The following is a 20,318-nucleotide window of genomic DNA, read 5'->3' as shown; positions in this document are numbered from 1 at the left end:
TTCACCTAATCATGTTCTCATTATGTTCAGTTAAATCAATAAATGGATATAAATACTCCAGTTTAGAAGATGAAAAAGTACCATCTTTATGTGCAATAGTCTTGGACTTTGGAATTTCATCAAAGTTAATAGAACCTTCTATTTCACACAGAACTGGTTTGTCATCTTTCATCACCTTGTCTAAAATTTTATCTATCTCACCGGCTGACTTAATAACATAATAGCTTAAATTATAAGTCCTGGCGATCGATTCCATATCCGGAAAATCCACCCCACTATTTTTGTTACATCCTGCATAATTCGAGTTAAAATTATTTTTCTGCATGACATAAATAGATGCATACCCTGAATTAGAATAAACAAAAAGTTTAATTGGTAATTTATATGTACTTATCAAGGCTAACTCTTGGATGTTATGCTGGAGACTACCGTCACCTTCCAATAAGATAGTCCGGCGTCTTCCACTTGCTACACAACTGGCAATTGCACTTGGTAAACACCATCCCATAGAACCAATACCCATTGAAGTAATAAATTTTTGTCCTTTTTTTAATTTAATTGCCATATGGGATATACCACATGTTCTCCCAGAAGAGGAACCAATAATTACGTCATTACTTGTAATGTAATCCGAAAGTTTATCAGCAAACTTAAAACCATCAACCTTACCCTCATTATCAAGGGGTTGAATCTCCTTATTCAGGGGATATTTTGCCTTGATATTTATACAATAATTAATCCAATCTTCTTTTTGTTTATTAGCAAATTTTTTTTTATTTTTTACTAATGATTCAATAAATATACCTGCATCCATATTTAGTTTCAATTCAAATGGTATAGTTAATTTATTTATTTCATCGTTATCTATATCTACAATGACTTTAACAGCATTAGGAGCAAAATTATCCTCTGCATATGCAGTTATAGCGGGATTTAATCGACTTCCAATGATAAGTAAAAAATCAGAATTTTGAAGGACATAATTTGAATATCGTGTTGCCGGAATACCCGGTGAGCCCATAAAAAATTTATCATCATCACCATATATACCTTTTGCTCTCCAAGTAACTAAAGCAGGAATTCTAAATTCATTGAATAATTGACGTAACTTTTCACCTTTTCCAGAAGCCGTAACGCCATGCCCCAATAATACAACTGGTCTTTCAGCTTTATTTAGCAAATCATAGACCTTAGATATTTCATCAGTTTCAACAGTGTATGTCTCGATTAATCCTTCGGATTCTGGATTAAAACATTTCATATCCATTAAATCCACTTGACTCCCTTGAATATCAAGTGGAATATCAACCCATACCGGGCCTCTCCTACCATGTGTTGCTAAATATACTGCTTTCTCAAGATGATATTTTATTTCATCTGCCTTCATAACAGTAACGGCATATTTAGTTATTGGAGTCACCATTGGAACAATGGCAATTTCTTGTGCTCCAAATTGGCGAAGGCCTTTTACCTGTCCCATATCCGCTGTTTTTGTTTGTCCAGATATATATAATACCGGGCTAGAATCAAGCCAAGCGCCTGCGCAACCAGTGACAGCGTTTGTTGCACCAGGACCCGTTGTTACTAAACATGCACCTAGATGGTTTGTGTATTGCGCATAGCTGTCAGCACATATTCCTGTCGCCTGTTCATTAAGGTTAAAAACTAAATTTAACCCTTCTTGCTTACCAACACTGTCAAGAAGGTGCATTATTCCGCCACCCGATATTAAAAACAAATCATTTATCCCGTTTTCAGTAAGAAACTTAGCTACATAATCCGATACCTTCATAAATAGTTCTCCTTATTTATAGACGTTATTAAATTACTTACTTTCATTCAAGTCCCAAATTTTCAAGTTCCATTCTTAATCCTTTAATATCAAACCACTCTTTATTAGTCTCTGAACTATATTCAAACCCTTCTTTAACTTTTATACCACTTCCAACCAAATTAGCATCGAACTTCCACCAGTCAAAATTAGGGTAAATTATAAAGTGATTATCATATTCATAAGTTAAGGTGGAGTCATCCTTTGTAATCATAACTTCATGCAACTTTTCGCCTTCTCTAATTCCAATGTTTTTAATTTTTGCTCCTGGCAACATCGCTTCTGCTAAGTCAGTTATCCGAAATGAAGGAATCTTTGAAATATATGTTTCTCCTCCATTTGATTCTTCCAAAGCTTTAAAGACTAGCTCAACACCCTGTTCCAAGGTAATCCAAAAACGTGTCATTCTTGGATCAGTAATTGGTAACTCTGTTTCACCCTTTTCAATCAAGTTTTTAAAAATTGGTATTACAGAGCCTCTACTACCCGCGACATTACCATATCTAACAACAGAAAATTTTGTTCCGCTGATTTTACTATATGCGTTCGCTGAAATAAATAATTTATCCGATACCAATTTTGTTCCACCATACAAATTTATAGGGTTTACTGCTTTGTCTGTCGACAACGCAACTACTTTTTTAACCCCTCTATCAATGGCAGCATCAATCACATTCTGAGCTCCGTGAATATTTGTCTTAATAGCCTCAAATGGATTATATTCACATGTTGGCACCTGTTTCATAGCTGCTGCATGTATGACATAGTCAACATGATCAAATGCTCTATATAAACGATCTTTATCCCTTACATCTCCGATAAAAAATCTTACTTTTGACATATCATATTTCTTTTCATATTCTGCTTTCATTTTGCTTTGCTTAAATTCATCTCTTGAGTAAATTATTAATCTACTGGGTGTATATCTATCGAGAATCATCTCTAAAAATTTTTTACCAAAGCTCCCTGTACCACCTGTAATTAATACTGTTTTCCCATTAAGCATTAAATTATCCTCCTTATACAAGTCCAATGTTTTTACAATTCAATTAGCCAAGTTTCATTGATATAATAACGAGTAAACATCTATATCTTCTTTGTGATTATAATACCAAACGTATAAATCACTTATGGCTTCATCCATCGGCAAGAATTTAAAACTCCCGATTTCTTTTAAAAGTCGTTCGTTACTTGCCGAGTATTCGTTTGCTAAGCCTTCTTTGCAAACATAAATAGGAAGTTCTTTACCACTAATTTTTTTTATGATATTTGCTATCGCTAATAAGTTAATTGTTTTACCAGATGTTACATTATACACCTTGTGCCTAACGTCATGGTTAATAAACCACTCTACGATTTTGCAAAAATCATCAATATATAGATAATCAAAATACACATTTTGACGTATCGTTATAGGTAGATTTTTGACTGCTTTACAACATGCCCCAGAAATAAAGGTACGTTTCCAGTTCTCGTATTTTCCAAACAACCCAAATATCCGTAGATTATATATATTTTCACTATGTTGTATAGATCGGTTAGTAATATATTTATAAAGACCATAATCTGTCGTAGGGATCCCGTTTCCAGCATTCTCCTCATTAATCATGCTTATTTCTCTACGCTTATCGAATTCAGCGCCGGATCCAAAATATAACATTTTACCAAAGAGCTTCTGATATCTCTCAAAATTAAAGAACATTCGCAAATTTTTATCGAGTTCCTTTGAAGAATCTTTATTAGAGGCTACCCTAGGATTGAATACAGCAGCGTGAATAATAACGTCATAATGCCGTTTTTCAAGTTGCTTTTTAACTGCTCGTTCATCTGAAATATCGAATTCATGACTTGTAGGCGCATAAATATCATATAACTCATTTTCTTTTTCTAAAAACTCCTTGAGATTCCGTCCCATGAAGCCACTCGCACCGACTAATAAAATTGTCTTTTTCTTTTCTACCATATCTTCCATGGGGCACTCCCACCTTGCCACAGCTCTTCAAGTTTTTCTTTATCTCTTTGTGTATCCATGCAAAGCCAAAAACCATCGTGCTTATAGGCCATCAATTGACCCTCTACAGATAAATTCATCAATGGCTCTTTCTCAAAAATTGTACTATCTCCTTGGATATAGTCAAAAACTTCTGGATTCACGACCATGAAACCACCGTTGATCCAGCCCACATCACTTTTGCTTTTTTCGGCAAATCTTTTAACTACGTTGTTTTCATCAATATCTACTACTCCGAATCTACCATCGGGTTGCACAGTCGTCATTGTAATAATTTTCCCATGGTTTCTATGAAATTGAACTGTCTTTTCTATATTTACATCCGAAACACCATCACCATAGGTAAGCAGGAACGTTTTATTTCCTACATATTCCCTAATTCGTTTAACTCTCCCACCCGTCATTGTATGCAATCCAGTATCAATCAACGTTACCTTCCATGGCTCTGCTACATTATTATGAATCGTCATCCTATTCCTACTTGTAAAATCAAAAGTAATATCACTATTATGCAGATAATAATCAGCAAACCATTCTTTAATAATATGCTGTTTATAACCACAGCAAATGATAAATTCATTAAAGCCGTAATAAGAATACAACTTCATAATGTGCCATAATATTGGTTTCTCCCCAATTTCTATCATCGGTTTGGGCTTTAGATAGCTTTCTTCCGCAATACGTGTTCCAAATCCACCTGCCAATATTACTACTTTCAATTCTTATCTCCCCTTATCTCCACTCTCTTAATTTATTTTACTAGCCTTTTGACTGCCTGTTTAAGCCTATTGAATCAAAATCTATAACTTCCTTTCCACTACAAGAGGTCTATTTATAATCTCCTATATCGTCACCAATAATCTCATAGATAAAATTTGTACTAAACGCAGAGAAAGATCTTTGGATGTATTTATCAACGTATTACATTGCGTATCAAAATACCTATAAGCCATGTGGATTTCCTTATTTTGATTGATGAAGGGACGTATTAAAAAAACATCTTCATCACTATTATTTCTTCCCCCAAGCCACCTTATTATTTTCCCTCCTAAAACTCAGGAATCAATCAGGTGAATTTTAGAAGCCCAGGTAAGAGAATTTTTTAGAGTTTCATCCCATGAACAATTGTCAATAAATACTTATTCATAATCATTCTTGGATAATTTAGTCATCACATTAGTTACAGTAATTTACATATCTTCAATATTTTCTTCATAAATTTATAACCTCCGAAATATACAACTCTTTTCCCGATATTGTTCGACATTTAAAACTAAATACCTTTTAGTCAATTTATATTCATCTTATTATGATTTCACAGCTATCTTTTGGCTTCATTCTGAAAACAAGCAGCAGCATTTTACTGGTTAAAAGTACTACCTGAATCATTTGTGAAATTATCAGAGTATGAGTGATACCATACATTCCATACCTGTCAATAAGTGTAGGGGATACAAAATAACAAGCAATACAACCTATAAACAATATGATATTCATTGAGATCAATTTTCTGGCCACTATATAAAAAAAGTTCAAGCACATAATTATTGCAGAAAGTGTCGTTACCAGAATTATACTTGCAAAAATCTCGCTATATGGTAAAACTCCCTTACCAAACATTATCTCGAGAACAGGATTTCCCCAAAAATACGCTCCAATTTCTGCAATAACGCCAACAAACACTGTAATGCCAATAAACCCGCTTAATGTCAGAAAAGTACCTTTCCTTAGGCCCTTATTATAATACATAGCCAATTGAGGCAAAAAGGGCAATAGAACACTTGATACAAAAGTGGTTATAACAATTGTAGGAGCAGATAAAGAAGAAAAAATCCCGAAAAGCTCAGAAGAGTAATGCTTTTCATAATAAATACGAGGAATAGAGAGTAAAATCTGTGGAATGATCAAGCTAATCATCAATAAAAATGTTGATTTTAATAATATAAACGTTGATTTTAGGCTTTCTTTGTCAAAATTAAAAACAGGATTTGCTATATCTCTGATTCGTGGTAAATCATAAATATAAACGGTAACTAATGATGTAATAAATAAAAGGGCCAGAGCCAAATTAAGACTCTTGCCAAGATATAGGGAACTAATAAAAATGGCAAATCCAAAAATTCCTTTAAGTATTAAAGAAATACAAATATAATCGAATCTGTTATTTTTTTGAAAAATTCCATGAAATACATCTGTGAATGCTTCAATAGATTTAAATAGCATATATAAGCTAATTGCCAAAATAATGCTACTTTCATATCCCAAATTAAATGTAAAAATTAAACAAAGTGTAAATCCTATTGTGACAGTAATTAGACGCGAGTTATTATATTGCTGGTCAGAATATTCTCCAATAATATCCGAAGCTTGAAAAGAACGCATTCCATAGCATGATATCATATAAAACACATTCGTAATCGTAATTGCCAGAGAAAGAATTCCCGCATCATAAAAGTTTCTCACGCGTACAGTTACCAATGTCATCAACCATATTGAAAATAGATAGATAAACGTACCTATAAAATTTTGAATAGCTTTTTTATTGTGCATCATAAGCCTGTTCAACAGCTTCAATAATTACTTTGCCCATTTTATCGATCATTTCATCTGTCATTCCCGGGAAAACACCAACCCAGAATGTTTCATTCATAATTCTATCGGTGTTTTTAAGTTCACCCACTACCCGGTAGCCTATACCCGAACTTCTCATTTCATCAAAACAAGGATGTTTTAGCAAATTGCCAGCAAAAAGCATCCTTGTTTGAATACCATTCTTTTCGATATGCTGAATTACTGAGTTGCGATTAACCCCGTTTTTACATGTAATTAAAAATCCGAACCAACTCGGGCTTGAATTAGGGCAAGCTTCAGGAAGGATTACCTTATCAGAAATACACTCTAACATTTCCCTTAACCGATCAAAATTGTGCCTCCGTAAATGAGTGAACTTAGGGATTTTTCTCAATTGAGCACAACCAATTGCCGCTTGCATATCTGTCGCCTTCAAATTATAGCCAAAATGTGAATAAACATATTTATGGTCATAGCCGAGCGGTAATTCTCCATACTGTCTGTCAAAACGATGCCCACAAAAGTTATCATGGCCGGAAGGACAAATGCAGTCACGTCCCCAATCCCGGAAAGACTTAATAATCCTGCCCAACAAAGGATTATCTGTATATACAGCCCCTCCTTCCCCCATCGTCATATGATGCGGCGGATAAAAGCTTGATGTTCCTATATCACCGATAGATCCGGTATATTTCTCTTGCCCATTGATTGTATATTTAGATCCTAATGCATCACAGTTATCCTCAACCAGCCAAAGTTTGTGCTGATCACAAAAGGCTTTTATCGCTGTTAAATTAAAGGGGTTGCCAAGAGTGTGTGCAATCATAACAGCTTTAGTCTTCTCAGATAAAGCTTCTTCGAGAAAAGATACATCGATATTATATTGAGGAATTGTGACATCGACAAATACCGGGATAGCGCCAAACTGGATCATCGGTGCTACCGTTGTCGGAAAAGCAGCTGCAACTGTAATCACCTCATCTCCGCGTTTAATAGCACGGTCCCCTAAAAGGGATGAAGTTAGCGTCATAAAAGCAATAAGATTTGCTGATGAACCCGAGTTAACCAGCGCACAGGTTTTTACACATAAATACTCAGCAAACATCTTTTCAAATTTCTCAGTATAACGTCCTGCAGTTAGCCAAAACTCAAGCGAGCTATCAACGAGATTAACCATTTCTTCATGGTCATAAACACGGGAAGCGTAAGGTATACGTTGTCCTTCTACATAAGTCTTATTTTGATTGTGATATGTATTGCAATATTGAGTTACCAAATTCAATATGTGATTCCTTGCTTGTTGTTCGGACATATTCTCAAACATAAAATTACTCCTCACCGGCTAAATATTCAGCAATCTGCTTGTCCATAATTGCAGGAATATCGCCTTTATTAAAATACACTTTTGTCCATTCTATAGTTTTATTAATGGCTTCGCTAATATCCCAGCGGGGATGCCAACCGAAAGTTTTCTTTAATTTCGAACAATCCAACTTGAGAAAATTTGCCTCATGAGGGCCATCAATAAACTTATTTTCCCATTTTTGTTCTTCACTCCATTTTTTACAAAAAAGATTAGTCAAAGCTCCCGTTGTGATGCAATCACTCTCATCTGGACCTACATTATAAGAGCCTGCATATTTTCCAACGTTATACTGATTTGATGCGATCATTAGATATGCGTATAAAGGCTCCAACACATGTTGGTAGGGGCGAGTTGAATGTGGATTGCGGACAATAATTGACTCTCTTTTCTCCGCTGCACGGATACAGTCGGGAATAATACGGTCATTTGCGAAATCACCACCACCAATTACGTTTCCTGCACGAGCAGTAGATATAGCTACACAACCATCAGAAAAAAAAGAACTTTTATAACCATGGGTTACAAGCTCAGAACATGATTTCGAATTCGAATAAGGATCGTATCCATTCAAGGGTTCGTTTTCTCGATAACCCCATACCCATTCATTATTCTGGTAGACTTTATCGGTTGTAACATTAAGAAACGATTTAACATAATTTGATGTTCGGATACATTCGAGTATATTAACTGTACCCATAACGTTAATATCATAAGTAGTACGGGGATCCTTATAACTGTCACGTACAATCGGTTGTGCAGCAAGATGAAATACTATTTCTGGCTTTGACTGTTCAAAAGCAGATTTGAGGGAAGCCAAATCACGCACATCACCAATAATTGAATTCATTTTATTTTGAACATCGCATAGTGTAAATAAATTTGGGATGGTCGGTGGCTTCAACGCATATCCAGTAACAATTGCTCCAGCATTTATTAACATACGACAAAGCCAGGAACCTTTAAACCCTGTATGTCCAGTTACAAAAACTCTTTTCCCATCATAAAATCCTATATCAAACATATATGACCACGCTTTCAGTAACCTATTAAATCTACTACCAGTTTTATTTTTCTCCTTAGAATAACTTTCTTTTCTATAAAAAATAGTCTACATTAAATATCTTTAAAGCAACAGCTTTATCCGTTGGAATATTAATATTATCACTTATTTTACTATTGCAACATCGGCTAAAGCAATCCAATCAGCCGTTTCGTCCCCACTTGGAGATACTGTACTAAAAATAATATCTATTTTTTGTCCAACATAATCTTTAAGTGAAATATCTATATTCTCCCATTCATTACTTCCCGGTTTAATATCAGAATCAAATATCTTATTTTTCTCGTTATTATTAACAGCATATATTATAACTTTAGCCCCGTCACCATTGGTATACGGCATTCCAAAAGACACTTTAAGTTTATTATCTTCACCTATTTGAATATCTTTATAAGTTGTTTCAAAACCACTAAGTATTGTCATAGATTGTTTTTTTATTGAACCTATATTCCAATCCATTAAAAATACTCCTGACCCATTCGGAGTATCAACAATTTTATTTTTGGGTTCAATGTTACCATTTGAAAAGTTACTAATAAAATTAAATTTATAACTTTTTTCATCTCTTGCTTTTGATTTGAGATATTGTATTTGGCCTGATATATCTTGTACTTGATTCGTTGAATTATTTAATTCTAGTGCAATTATTTTCTCGTTATTATTGGAGCCAACTTCTACCAAATTCTTAGTGTTGTCTACTAAGTTAACTTTAAACTTTTTGTCTTGAAGATAAGGCAAAAAAAAGGTAGAATCAGAATTTAACATTGGCCAATTTAAATTATTGTTTTTGATTAAAATAACATTAAAATTTGCAATATTTTCCCCATATTTTTGAATTGTTTGTTCATATAATGAATCCGATATTTTTTGTGCACTTACAAAATAAACATTAGGTAAATATGATTTATAATATACGTCAACTTTAATTGTTAACATACAAAAGCATAATAATAAAAGATATTTAATAAATGTACTTCTATATCCTACAGTTTTTATATTTGAAAAAATATAACTAAAATAGATTAGGAAAATAAGAAATGGTGCAAATAACCAACGTAATTCTTGTCTAATTGTTATTGAAGCAGCCAATAAAAGAGAGAATAAAAGTAAAATAAATAATAAAAATAATTTTGCTTGACTAAATTTTTCTGTCTTTAATGATTTTAAATAAAAAATAAAGATTGTTATTAAAATAAGTATATTTATTGCAATATACAAATTAATATTTTTAGTAACAGAAGAAAATGTAATTCCGTTTAAATATTCAGGTCCAGCGTTTATCCAAAAAAGATTTAAAACTCCATCAAAAAAGAAAGTAATAATTCTGGCAATATTAAAAGTGATAGCTTGACCAGCCGTACCTATAAGTGCATTTGAATGAAAAGCAAAAATTTTTAAAGAAAAATTAATAATAAAAGGCAAGAAAACTAAGGAACTAATAATTATTTGTTTAATTTTTTTTAAATAAAAATTTTTATTAAAAAAAATAAAAAATAAAAAAGGTACTAATACTATATAAATTTCATATGTAAATACAATCAAAAAATTTAAAATTAAAATAAAGATAGCATTTTTTGTTTTTCCACTTTTTAAATAATCAATACTAAAATAAATTATAAGTAAAAATATAAATAATGATAAAGACATTAAAAAACCAGTTGTTTGTAAAATATTATAATAAGAGAATCTAGATGTAATAAATAAAATGCTTATTAAAAAAGCTATAAAACTATTATTAGAAACTTTTTTTATTATATGAAAAAAGGCAAAGATAATTAAAAAGTTAAACAAAATATTAAAATAAAAATATAATGTATAGTGATAAGAAAACAACTTAAAAAGAAAAAAGCTAAATAAAATAAAAATAGGTCTATATTTACCTCCACTATAATTAAATATTAGAGATTTTATAGATGATGAATTATTAAAATATGACCACATAGAAAGATCATCGCCCATTATGGTTTTAAATCCAAGTTTATAAAACCATAAAAAGTTAAATAGAAAAAGCAATACCAAAAAAATATATGTAATAAAACGTGATGATAAAATTGATATAGTAGTTTTAGATATTTTTAATGCAGCCTTTTCCAATCTTTTACCTTCCTTTACTCTTTTGAAGAAATTATTTTTGTTAAACTAAAAAACCTTTAATACCACATTTTTCAGCCGACTCGATATCCCACATCTTATCGCCAAATAACAAAGATTGTTTTACATCGATATTGAAATCATTAATTGCCTGTAAAATCATTCCTGACTCTGGTTTCCTACAATGACATGGACCCGTAATATCTGGATGGTGAGGGCAGTAATAAAATGCATCGATATGAGCCCCTATTTTCTTAAGTTCATTATTAATAAAACGATGTAATTTGTTCATGTCTTTTTCGGTATAATACCCTCTAGCAATTCCTGCTTGATTGGTAACTACAATAACTTTATAACCCCAATCATTAAATTTCTTAATAAACTGGGGCATCCCCTCAATAAAACGAAAATCTTCAATTCTATATAAATAATTGACATCTACATTTATAGTTCCATCTCTATCTAAAAAAACTGCTTTATTCATTTTACAATCTCCTGTTAGGCAAAATCCAACTGCGCTTTTGCATAATCTTCTGGAACACCTATATCTATAAAATAACCATTACTCATATAAGCATATATATTTAGTTCATTTAATTTCTTCTCCATTATTTCAGTTTCAAAGGAAAACCTTTCCTCATTAAACGTTAATAAAATAGTCTTTCGTATTAGATAAATACCCCCATTTATAATACCATCTCTTTCTGGCTTTTTCTCCAAAAACCTTGTAATTTTGTTATTTTCTATTATAACAGTTCCGTATCGTTCAAAGTTTTCCATTTCCTTTGTAGCTATTGTCAAATCGGCATTATTTTTTCGATGATCCTTAAGCATCTCTAGTAGATTAACATCAAAAAAAGTATCACCATTGATTATAAATACATTTTGATCCCGACATTGGTTGAGGGCTTTTTTAATTGCGCCTCCTGTAAACAATGGGGTGTCTTCTTTAGAATAGATAATTTCGCACCCTTTATAGCTCTTTCCAAAGTGATCTATAATACTTTCCTTTTTATAGCCTACTGCTATTACTACTTTAGTAATACCTTTTCCAATTAAGTCATCGATAATATATTGTAGAAAAGGCTGACCATTAACAGGGGCCATTGGCTTGGGTACATTACTTACAATATGAGCTAGCCTTGTTCCAAAGCCTCCTGCTAAAATAATCGCCTCCACTCAGTTTTCCTCCCCATAAAATTCATTTTCCAAAGCCAAGCATATGCAGTGGTAGATTGGGAGATGCAGTTCTTGAATTTTGTAGGTTATCCGACTAGGAACATTGATCAAAACATCACATAAATCCTTCATTTTTCCGCCTGTTTCTCCAGTCAAACCAACAACATACATTTTTTGCAAATGAGCTACCTCGCAAGCATAAAGAATATTTCGAGAATTACCTGAAGTAGAAATAGCTAAGAGAACGTCTCCTACTGCACCAAGGCCTAAAACTTGTTGTGCAAATACCAAATCTGGAGCATTATCATTGGCATAAGCACTTGTAAGAGCCGTTTCTCCCTGGAGAGATATTGCCGGTAAAACATCCTGCAGATTATCAATTAAATATTGACTGTTATTTGGGAACATTTCCTCCAAATACTTTTGTTTGAGATTCGATAATTTTCTAGGGAGAACAAATGATTTCATTAATTCTCCAACAATGTGCTGTGCGTCAGAAGCACTGCCCCCATTTCCGCAGGTTAGCAACTTATTCCCTTTTTGATAGCATTTTATTAGAACTTCTACAGAAGCTACAATACTTTGATAACAACTTGTGAGCAGTGGATATCTTAGCAGTAAATCATCAATGATTGCCTTAGTTGAATGTTTCAAAAAAAGTCCCCCATTCAGAAGATAATTCTAACGTAAGGTCCAAGCCTGAGTTCCTTTTTCAGTAAAGCTTGTTGAAATTACAAAACCATCTTTCTCTTTGAGAGCTTTTGTCAATTCGAACCGTTTTTTAGGATCACAGATAATCATCATAAAACCTCCGCCACCCGCACCGGATATTTTTGCCGCTTTACCACCATGAGTCATAACAAACCTATATATTTCTTCGATATGGCTATTAGAAATTACAGAAGCCGTTTTTTTCTTACTTACCCATCCCTTTTTTAAACACTGTGCAAAACCATCAAAATCACCTTTTAAAACACACTCTTTCATCTCAAAGGCTGCTGCTTTTAATTCATGCATTCCTTCAATAGACTTTTCATCTTTTTTCTCAGTATTTTTAATTTGCTCATCAATTATTTTTGCACTATCTCTTGAAGTACCTGTATAATACAGAACCAAAGAATTTTCTAATTCGTTTTTGATCCAGTTTTTAATGCGTAATGGATTAACTAGGACTCTATCATTATTGGAAAACTCAACGAAGTTAAATCCCCCAAACGTGGCTGCATATTGGTCTTGTTTTCCGCCAGATAGCCCTACGTCCTTTCGTTCAATTTTGTAGGCTAGTGATGCTAAGTCATATTCGCCCAAAGGTAAATTTAACCATTCCATGAATGCTTTTAAAATAGCTACAACCATAGTTGAAGAAGATCCAAGACCGCTGCCGGCAGGGGCATCGGAGTAGGTTGTCATACGAAACGAAAGCGGTTTATCGTTTAGATAATCTTTTATGACCCGATTATAAACCCCCTTATGAAGTGGTAGTAAACCATCGATTGGTAGAAATGACGTGCATTTACTTTCAAAATATTCCTCTCTATCCGAAGCATAAAACGTAATTTTTCCGTCGTTGGTTGGTTCAATGGTGCAGTATGCATACATGTCAATCGTAGCATTTAGAACTACACCACCAAATTCATCACAGTATGGTGATACATCCGTACCACCTCCCGCAAAGCCTAATCTTAGGGGCGCTTTTGATCGTATTATCATCAAGTCTCCTCCCCTGCATCATTCATATCAAAATCTTCACCAATAACCTTTTGAGCATTTTCCGGTGTAAAGTTATTCATAATATAATGATAAGATTTCTCATTCATAATCATTAGTCGCTTTTCATCTTCATAAAGTTGAGCGATTTTATCTGCAAAAGAATTTGGATTATCTTCAATGGCTAAGATTTTGTCTGCTCCTTCTATTCCTTCTGCACCAATTGATGTAGTGATAACAGGCATACCAAATTTCATGGCTTCAATAACCTTACCCTTGATTCCTGCGCCGTATCTAAGCGGCACGATAGAAATACGACAACTTCTATAATATTTTTCTAATTCATCATCAGTTACATAACCATGAACTATCAAATTATTACTTGAAAGTCTTGTAATACTTTCAGGCGGTTTAGAGCCTAAAATATGAATTTTTATCATAGGATTTAACGATGATAAAATTGGCATAATCTCTTTTGCCAACCATTCTACTGCATCTACATTCGGCTTATGACCAAAACCTCCTATAAACATTACATCTTTTCGATTCGCAAAATTATAAGATTCTTTTTTAACATTTTCAAATAAATAAGCTGGAATTGCCTTTACGTTTATTGAAGCGTCAATCTTCTTAATTTCTTCTACTTCTATTAAAGACGGATAATAAACGCAATCTGCTTTTTTCATTAGACTTAATTCCTCTCTCTTCCAGTCAAGAGAAGAATTTAAGATTGCTTTATCGCCAGTAAGTTCGTATTCACGCCTCTCACGCAGAAAGTGCAAATCGTGACCATAATATATAATTTTGGCTTTGGTATATTCCCTGATAAAATCGATATACTTAACTGAAATATGAGGCCTATTTAAAAGTACATAATGAATATGCTGAGCATGTTCTTTGACCCATTCCTTCCAATGATTTGCATAGTATGAGCCATAGAGCACCTCAATACCCATTTGCTGTAAAGTCGTAGTATAAGGTTCCTCAGGATAAAAATTATCACCAATAAATTTTACATTAAATCCTTTTCGTACAAATAGTTTAAGATATTGATAAACTGTTCGGCTTCCGGCATCTTTATCATAGGTAGGGACATAATGGTCAACGACTAAAATTGTTTTTTTATTTCCACTCCGATCCCTTGCTAAAAAAACATTCTCTCCATTAGGGAAGTTGTCTTTTCCAAGTGTCTCATTCCATTTCTTAAAAAAAATTTTTTGATTTACGTTTTGATATGCCTTTTGCCCGCTGGATATATTCGTGCCATTAGATACTCCTTCAAAATGCACTACAACGGATTTCGGTTGATACATTACTTTATATCCTTTACTCCTTACAGTAAAGGCAAGATCGCTATCCTCGCAGTAGGCAGGGGCAAATCTTTCATCAAATCCACCAATTTCCTGCCATAACTTTTTAGAAATTAAAATACTTGCTGCTGAGATATAATCGACTTCTTTAATGTAATTATACTCGGGTTCATTTGGATCGCTACGGTTTCCATAATTCCAGGCTGAAGCATCTTTCCAGAAGATTCCGCCAGCCTCTTGCAGTTTTCCGTCTGCATACACAAGTTTTGAACCAACCAGCCCAATTTTTTCATCACTTTCTATTAAGAAAATTAGCGGTTCCAACCAGTTTTCCTGTACCTGAGTATCATTATTAAGAAACAATAAATATTTACCCTTAGCATATTTAGCAGCATTATTGCAATTTTTTAAAAAGCGTAAATTCTCTTCATTTCTAATAACAGTAATTCCGCTAACCACTTCTCCAATTCTAGTGCTTAAATCCGTTGAGCAGTCATCCGCAATGATTACTTCATAACTTACTGTTCCACTATTTTGCAATATGGAATTTAAACAGTTATAGGTAAAATTAAATTGGTTATAAATTGGAATAATAATAGAAACCTCAGGCTTGTTCCATTGGTTAAAACTTAGTTTTTCATATTCATTGATATCTTTTATACGTTCTAGTTCAACAGAAGTAATATTTAGATGCTGTGGTTGTATGTCTGTTTTGATAATATAGTCGTCAATTCTCCGACTAACTCCACCAACACCTTCCCGCTTTAAGTAATAAAAGAATTTTTTTATATTAGATTTTGAAATCACTTTTGCAACCCGACGGGGCATTTTTACACATTTCACGGCCATCTTTATTCCTAGTCGACGTTTACTGCCCTTTGGAACAATAACATCTCTTAATTTCCAAAAATAACCCATATATCTCCAAGAACGAGAGGCTTTGATACGTTCTAACTCACGGTCAGATTCCAATAATAATTTAATATGGCCTTCCTTATTAGTAAGAGCAGTTTGCAATTGTTGAATATGTCCTGAACGATTTTCTAATTCCTGTTTTAACTTAGGTAATTCTTTTAATGACTCCAAAACACGATTTATAGTTAAGTTTTCATTATACTGATTGCAGTAACCGTCCCCTCCATAAACATCACCTTGTCGATAAAGAACATTAGACCAAATGAATTCTTCGAGCTTATCGTAAATCTTTGATTCATTGCCTATATTTAAGCAATCTAGGATATTCTCCCACAATATATTAGTTGAGACTTTTGCCCTTCTAAAAGATGTTTTAAATGCATAATATAAAATAAATTTCAGAGGTACGTCATCAAAACACCATTCTTGATCATAAAAAGTTAATTCACCTTTGTCATAAAAAGCATTATATAAGGTCATATCAATAAAACCTTTTTTTAAGACAACTCCGTAATTAAATAATTCTTCTGACAGGTTATTTTTCGTAATAATATTTTGTGTTGACTGAGATAGAGGGGAACTCTTCAAAAGTGCATTTTTAAGATGATCTATCAGAGTGCATATACCCTTGAAGTCATTTTCTTCTAAGCATTTAAAAAATACATCATCTGCTTTGCTACCGGAGTAAAAAGAATATTTCATTGTGTCATTTTCCCAATTAGCATTAAGAACTGAAATACCGCAATGCCTCAAATATTCATTGTTATTGAATGTATTTTTTAAATGTTTTAACGCCTTTTTATGAACTGCGGATTTTGTCACGAAATGGTCGCTGTCAATTGTTGTTACAATACGGTAATCCTGTTTACATTCTCCACGAGCGGATACATAAACCACATGTTTTTTCGGAAGTTTTTCTATAGTTGCTTCTACAAGAAAAGAATTTGCAAAAAAATCAAAAACATTATTTTGCAAAATATCTTTATATAGTTTTTTTTCATTGACAAATAAAAGGCTATTTCTTGAATAAGTAAATGGAATTTTCTCTAAGTCGTTGTACTTAGGCAAATATTCATCCGTAAAAATGGCTTGCGGAAACTTATAATCGGGAAGTGTATAATAAAAACGGTTATCACCAAAACCAACATTTTGTAACATATTCTTTAACTCGGCCTTGGAAAAGGTCTTTGGGGTTTTAGGTTGAGGATACCCTTCTAGCCCGATAAATGGCGTCTGCAAATGATCTTCGCTTGCACCACACCAGTATTTTAATCCAAAACGATTTTCAATTGCAAAGAGAAGTATGCCATCCTTTTTCAGCATTCTTTTAGCGTTAGATAGGAAGTCCTCATAAGGATGATGACTATCGGAAAAGCAACCTGCATACTCAAGAACACCAATAAAAATAACATAATCAAACTTTTCATTACTTGTCCAATAGTTTATATCTTCACTGATAACGGTAAGATTATCACGATTTTGATAACGCGCACGAATTATATCTGCTCGCAGTTCATTCATCTCAATAGCAGTAACATTTTTACATTTATCGCACAAAAGTCCTGTGACAGCCCCCATGCCCGCACCAATTTCTAAAACTGAACTATCTTTTTTAAAAGAATACCAGTTTAGAATATTTCGTCTGACGGAAGAAAAGGTGTTATTGATCGTGTACCCGCTGTTTTGTGCAATATAATCCTGGGATAAATCCTCCGGATATTCCTGTGCGATTTTTAGCATATTCAACTCTGTTTGACTACCATCTGAATAAACTTTCTTACCATTCTGGCTCTCAATAATCATGGTATGCTCCTTACTTGTTATATCTATATTTCGGCTAAGAAATCTTGTCCTTAATTATATTTACATTATTATTCCTTTGCTTCATAGGCAGTACAGACCTTTTCAGCATCACCATCCATAATGACCTTCCCATGCTCCAACCAAATGACTCGACTGCACATTTCCCTAATTTGATTATTGGAATGTGATACCATGAGTACAGTTGTCCCTCCATTTATTAGCTGCTTCATTCTATCGCCGCTTTTTTTCTGGAAATGAGCATCTCCAACAGATAAGATCTCATCTATAATCAATACCTCGGGCTCAACTAAAGTCGCAATAGAAAAGGCTAAGCGCATGATCATACCTGAAGAGAAAGTTCTCACTGGATTTTCAATGAAATTTTCAAGCTCTGCAAAAGAAACTATTTCATCATATTTACTTTCTAAGAACTTTCTTGAATAACCTAGAATTGCGCCATTTAAATAAATATTTTCTCTTGCTGTTAAATCATGATCAAAACCCGCACCCAGTTCCAACATTGGTGCTATTGTACCTTCAATTTTAATGTTTCCTTTAGTTGGAGTAAGGACTCCGGCAATCATTTTCAGCAAAGTGCTTTTTCCAGCACCATTCCTACCGATAATGCCACAGACCTCTCCTTTTTTTATAAATAGGTCGATATCATCTATTGCTCGAAAACTTTCATAAGTCACTTTTCCTTTCAGCGCACTTACTAAGTATTCTTTAAAGCTTCTTATATGTTCCTTTTGAATCCTATAATCCATGGTAACATGATTAATATGAATCATGAACTGTATATCCTTTCATAGTGCCTTCTTCTAGAAGTAATTAAATATTCAAAATAAAGTTTTTTTTGCTTTTTTTAAAGATAAATAACCCCAGCATTAGTGTTATAATGGCAAAACTTAAACTAATCATATGATCGCTAAATGTCGGTAAACTCCCGTTTAAAATTATGCTCCTTACATAACGTATAAAGTAATACATCGGGTTAAGCTCGATAAATAGCTTAAATCTATCCGGTATAATACTTTCTGGATAAAACAAAGGAGTTAAATACGTCCATAAAGTTAAGATTACGCCATATAAGAACTGGGTGTCCCGAAAATATACCATCATAGACGATAAAATCAACCCTAGGCCTATGGAAAAAGCAATTAAACATGCTAGTCCAAATGGTATAAATAAATAATAAATATTAAAGGATAGGCCTTGTATCAGTACAATTGCTAATAAGGCGATGAGTGAAAATCCTAAGTTTATACATGTAGACAATACTTTAGAAATCGGAAAAATATATAATGGAACATATACTTTGGTTATAAGCTGAGCGTTGCCTGTAATTGACGTTAATGCTTGGCTGGTTGCTTCCGAAAAGAAGTTAAACATTACCGTACCGCTTAGGAGATAAACCGCAAAATTATTAATATTCCAGCGAAATAGTTCGCTAAATACAATATATTGTACTACCATAATAAGAAGTGGATTCAAAAGGCTCCATAAAACTCCTAATACACTTCGTTTATATTTTGTTTTAAAATCTCTTCCTACTAGTTGTGCCAGTAAGAACTTATATTTATTATATATCTCCAAATATTTTGTCATGCTTTTCCCTCATTAGTTCATTTACAAATCGTTCTACTGCACTTTCCCAAGCAGGCAATCTTGAAAAGCCATTATTATCTAAGCTTATTTTACTTAACCTTGAGTTTTCGGGTCTGGCTGCGCGGGTAGGATACTTTTCAGTCAAAATGTGATTGACTTTAACTTGCATATTTGCAATCTCAAACGTCTTCTCCGCCAGGTCTGCCCACGAGCAATAACCTTCATTAGTCGCATGATAGGTACCATATTTCTCTGTTTCAATCATGTCACACAAAAGTGATGCTAAATCTGCTGTATAGGTCGGTGACCCAACCTGATCATCAACGACGTTAACTTCTTTTCTGTCTTTTCCTAAACGCATCATCGTTTTAATAAAATTATTTCCGTTAATGCCAAATACCCAAGAAATACGAACTATAAAATATCGACTTAAAACCTTTCTTATTTCTTCTTCTCCTGCTAACTTTGATCTGCCGTAAACACTAAGCGGGTCAGGAGTATCTGTTACCTCAAAGGGTCTATCACCTTTCCCATTGAAAATGTAATCACTTGATAAATAGACCATTTTTGCATTTATTTCTTTGCAACAAACAGCAATATTTCGTACGCCTTCCACATTTACCTTTATACATGTTTCCACATCGTCTTCAGCTTTATCTACTGCAGTATAAGCACTACAATGGATGACAGCATCAGGCGCATAACTCATAATGAAGTCCCGTGTTCGCCTTGAATCAGTTATATCAAATTCCGTACGGCCTGCACCAATACAAATGATATTTCTACATTGTAATTCCTTCAATACATCATAGCCTAGTTGACCGCGGATACCTGTTACTAAAATTTTCATCTCATTTTCCTTTAAA

At 33.4% G+C, this 20,318-nt stretch carries 16 protein-coding genes; all 16 read right to left on the bottom strand.

Translation table 11 applies throughout. The features are described 5' to 3' along the window. Position 1 precedes the first annotated feature (1 nt). The 16 genes from ACHOLT_RS05755 to rfbD all read right to left on the bottom strand — a co-directional run bounded on the left by ACHOLT_RS05755 (position 2) and on the right by rfbD (position 20,302). Positions 2 to 1,792, bottom strand: coding sequence for a thiamine pyrophosphate-binding protein (locus ACHOLT_RS05755; protein ID WP_425806401.1), 1,791 nt, complete (start codon positions 1,790 to 1,792; stop codon positions 2 to 4). A 43-nt stretch (positions 1,793 to 1,835) separates the two neighbouring features. Next, on the bottom strand, positions 1,836 to 2,837 hold the full coding sequence (gene pseB / locus ACHOLT_RS05750; RefSeq protein ID WP_425806399.1) for a UDP-N-acetylglucosamine 4,6-dehydratase (inverting): 1,002 nt from the start codon (positions 2,835 to 2,837) through the stop codon (positions 1,836 to 1,838). Positions 2,838 to 2,891: 54 nt separating this feature from the next. Beyond that, entirely contained in the window at positions 2,892 to 3,803 is a 912-nt protein-coding gene (locus tag ACHOLT_RS05745) for an NAD-dependent epimerase/dehydratase family protein (protein ID WP_425806397.1), read from the bottom strand. After that, complete coding sequence (rfbF, locus tag ACHOLT_RS05740; RefSeq protein WP_425806395.1) at positions 3,788 to 4,561, bottom strand: glucose-1-phosphate cytidylyltransferase; 774 nt, start codon at positions 4,559 to 4,561, stop codon at positions 3,788 to 3,790. The genes ACHOLT_RS05745 and rfbF overlap by 16 nt, the downstream gene beginning before the upstream one ends. 580 nt (positions 4,562 to 5,141) lie before the next feature. Next, complete coding sequence (locus ACHOLT_RS05735; RefSeq protein ID WP_425806393.1) at positions 5,142 to 6,326, bottom strand: lipopolysaccharide biosynthesis protein; 1,185 nt, start codon at positions 6,324 to 6,326, stop codon at positions 5,142 to 5,144. A 55-nt stretch (positions 6,327 to 6,381) separates the two neighbouring features. Continuing rightward, positions 6,382 to 7,737 carry a lipopolysaccharide biosynthesis protein RfbH gene (gene rfbH / locus ACHOLT_RS05730; RefSeq protein WP_425806391.1) on the bottom strand — a complete coding sequence of 452 codons (1,356 nt, stop codon included), beginning with the start codon at positions 7,735 to 7,737 and terminating at the stop codon, positions 6,382 to 6,384. Between the two features lie 4 nt (positions 7,738 to 7,741). Continuing rightward, positions 7,742 to 8,800, bottom strand: a complete 1,059-nt coding sequence (gene rfbG, locus ACHOLT_RS05725) for a CDP-glucose 4,6-dehydratase (RefSeq protein ID WP_425806389.1) — start codon at positions 8,798 to 8,800, stop codon at positions 7,742 to 7,744. A 144-nt stretch (positions 8,801 to 8,944) separates the two neighbouring features. Continuing rightward, positions 8,945 to 10,933, bottom strand: a complete 1,989-nt coding sequence (locus ACHOLT_RS05720) for a hypothetical protein (protein ID WP_425806387.1) — start codon at positions 10,931 to 10,933, stop codon at positions 8,945 to 8,947. A 40-nt stretch (positions 10,934 to 10,973) separates the two neighbouring features. After that, positions 10,974 to 11,414: a D-glycero-alpha-D-manno-heptose-1,7-bisphosphate 7-phosphatase gene (locus ACHOLT_RS05715; protein WP_425806385.1), complete on the bottom strand. Its 441-nt coding sequence runs from the start codon at positions 11,412 to 11,414 to the stop codon at positions 10,974 to 10,976. Between the two features lie 14 nt (positions 11,415 to 11,428). Further along, positions 11,429 to 12,109 (bottom strand): nucleotidyltransferase family protein, encoded by a 681-nt coding sequence (locus tag ACHOLT_RS05710; protein WP_425806384.1) that lies wholly within the window; start codon positions 12,107 to 12,109, stop codon positions 11,429 to 11,431. Further along, complete coding sequence (locus ACHOLT_RS05705; RefSeq protein ID WP_425806383.1) at positions 12,110 to 12,763, bottom strand: D-sedoheptulose-7-phosphate isomerase; 654 nt, start codon at positions 12,761 to 12,763, stop codon at positions 12,110 to 12,112. A gap of 27 nt (positions 12,764 to 12,790) precedes the next feature. Then, on the bottom strand, positions 12,791 to 13,819 hold the full coding sequence (locus ACHOLT_RS05700) for a dehydrogenase (RefSeq protein WP_425806381.1): 1,029 nt from the start codon (positions 13,817 to 13,819) through the stop codon (positions 12,791 to 12,793). Then, entirely contained in the window at positions 13,819 to 17,844 is a 4,026-nt protein-coding gene (locus tag ACHOLT_RS05695; protein ID WP_425806379.1) for a glycosyltransferase, read from the bottom strand. The genes ACHOLT_RS05700 and ACHOLT_RS05695 overlap by 1 nt, the downstream gene beginning before the upstream one ends. A 68-nt stretch (positions 17,845 to 17,912) precedes the next feature. Beyond that, positions 17,913 to 18,635 carry an ABC transporter ATP-binding protein gene (locus tag ACHOLT_RS05690; RefSeq protein WP_425806378.1) on the bottom strand — a complete coding sequence of 241 codons (723 nt, stop codon included), beginning with the start codon at positions 18,633 to 18,635 and terminating at the stop codon, positions 17,913 to 17,915. Between the two features lie 40 nt (positions 18,636 to 18,675). Continuing rightward, positions 18,676 to 19,452: an ABC transporter permease gene (locus ACHOLT_RS05685; protein WP_425806377.1), complete on the bottom strand. Its 777-nt coding sequence runs from the start codon at positions 19,450 to 19,452 to the stop codon at positions 18,676 to 18,678. After that, a complete protein-coding gene (rfbD, locus tag ACHOLT_RS05680) occupies positions 19,427 to 20,302 on the bottom strand; it encodes a dTDP-4-dehydrorhamnose reductase (RefSeq protein ID WP_425806376.1) in 876 nt (291 codons plus the stop codon). The genes ACHOLT_RS05685 and rfbD overlap by 26 nt, the downstream gene beginning before the upstream one ends. Positions 20,303 to 20,318 lie beyond the last annotated feature (16 nt).

It is taken from the genome of Desulfitobacterium nosdiversum, assembly GCF_049860565.1.
GTDB classification, from domain to species: Bacteria; Bacillota; Desulfitobacteriia; order Desulfitobacteriales; family Desulfitobacteriaceae; genus Desulfitobacterium_A; species Desulfitobacterium_A nosdiversum.
The sequence above is the reverse complement of the archived record's forward strand: the minus strand, read 5'-3'. Positions and strand labels throughout refer to the sequence as shown.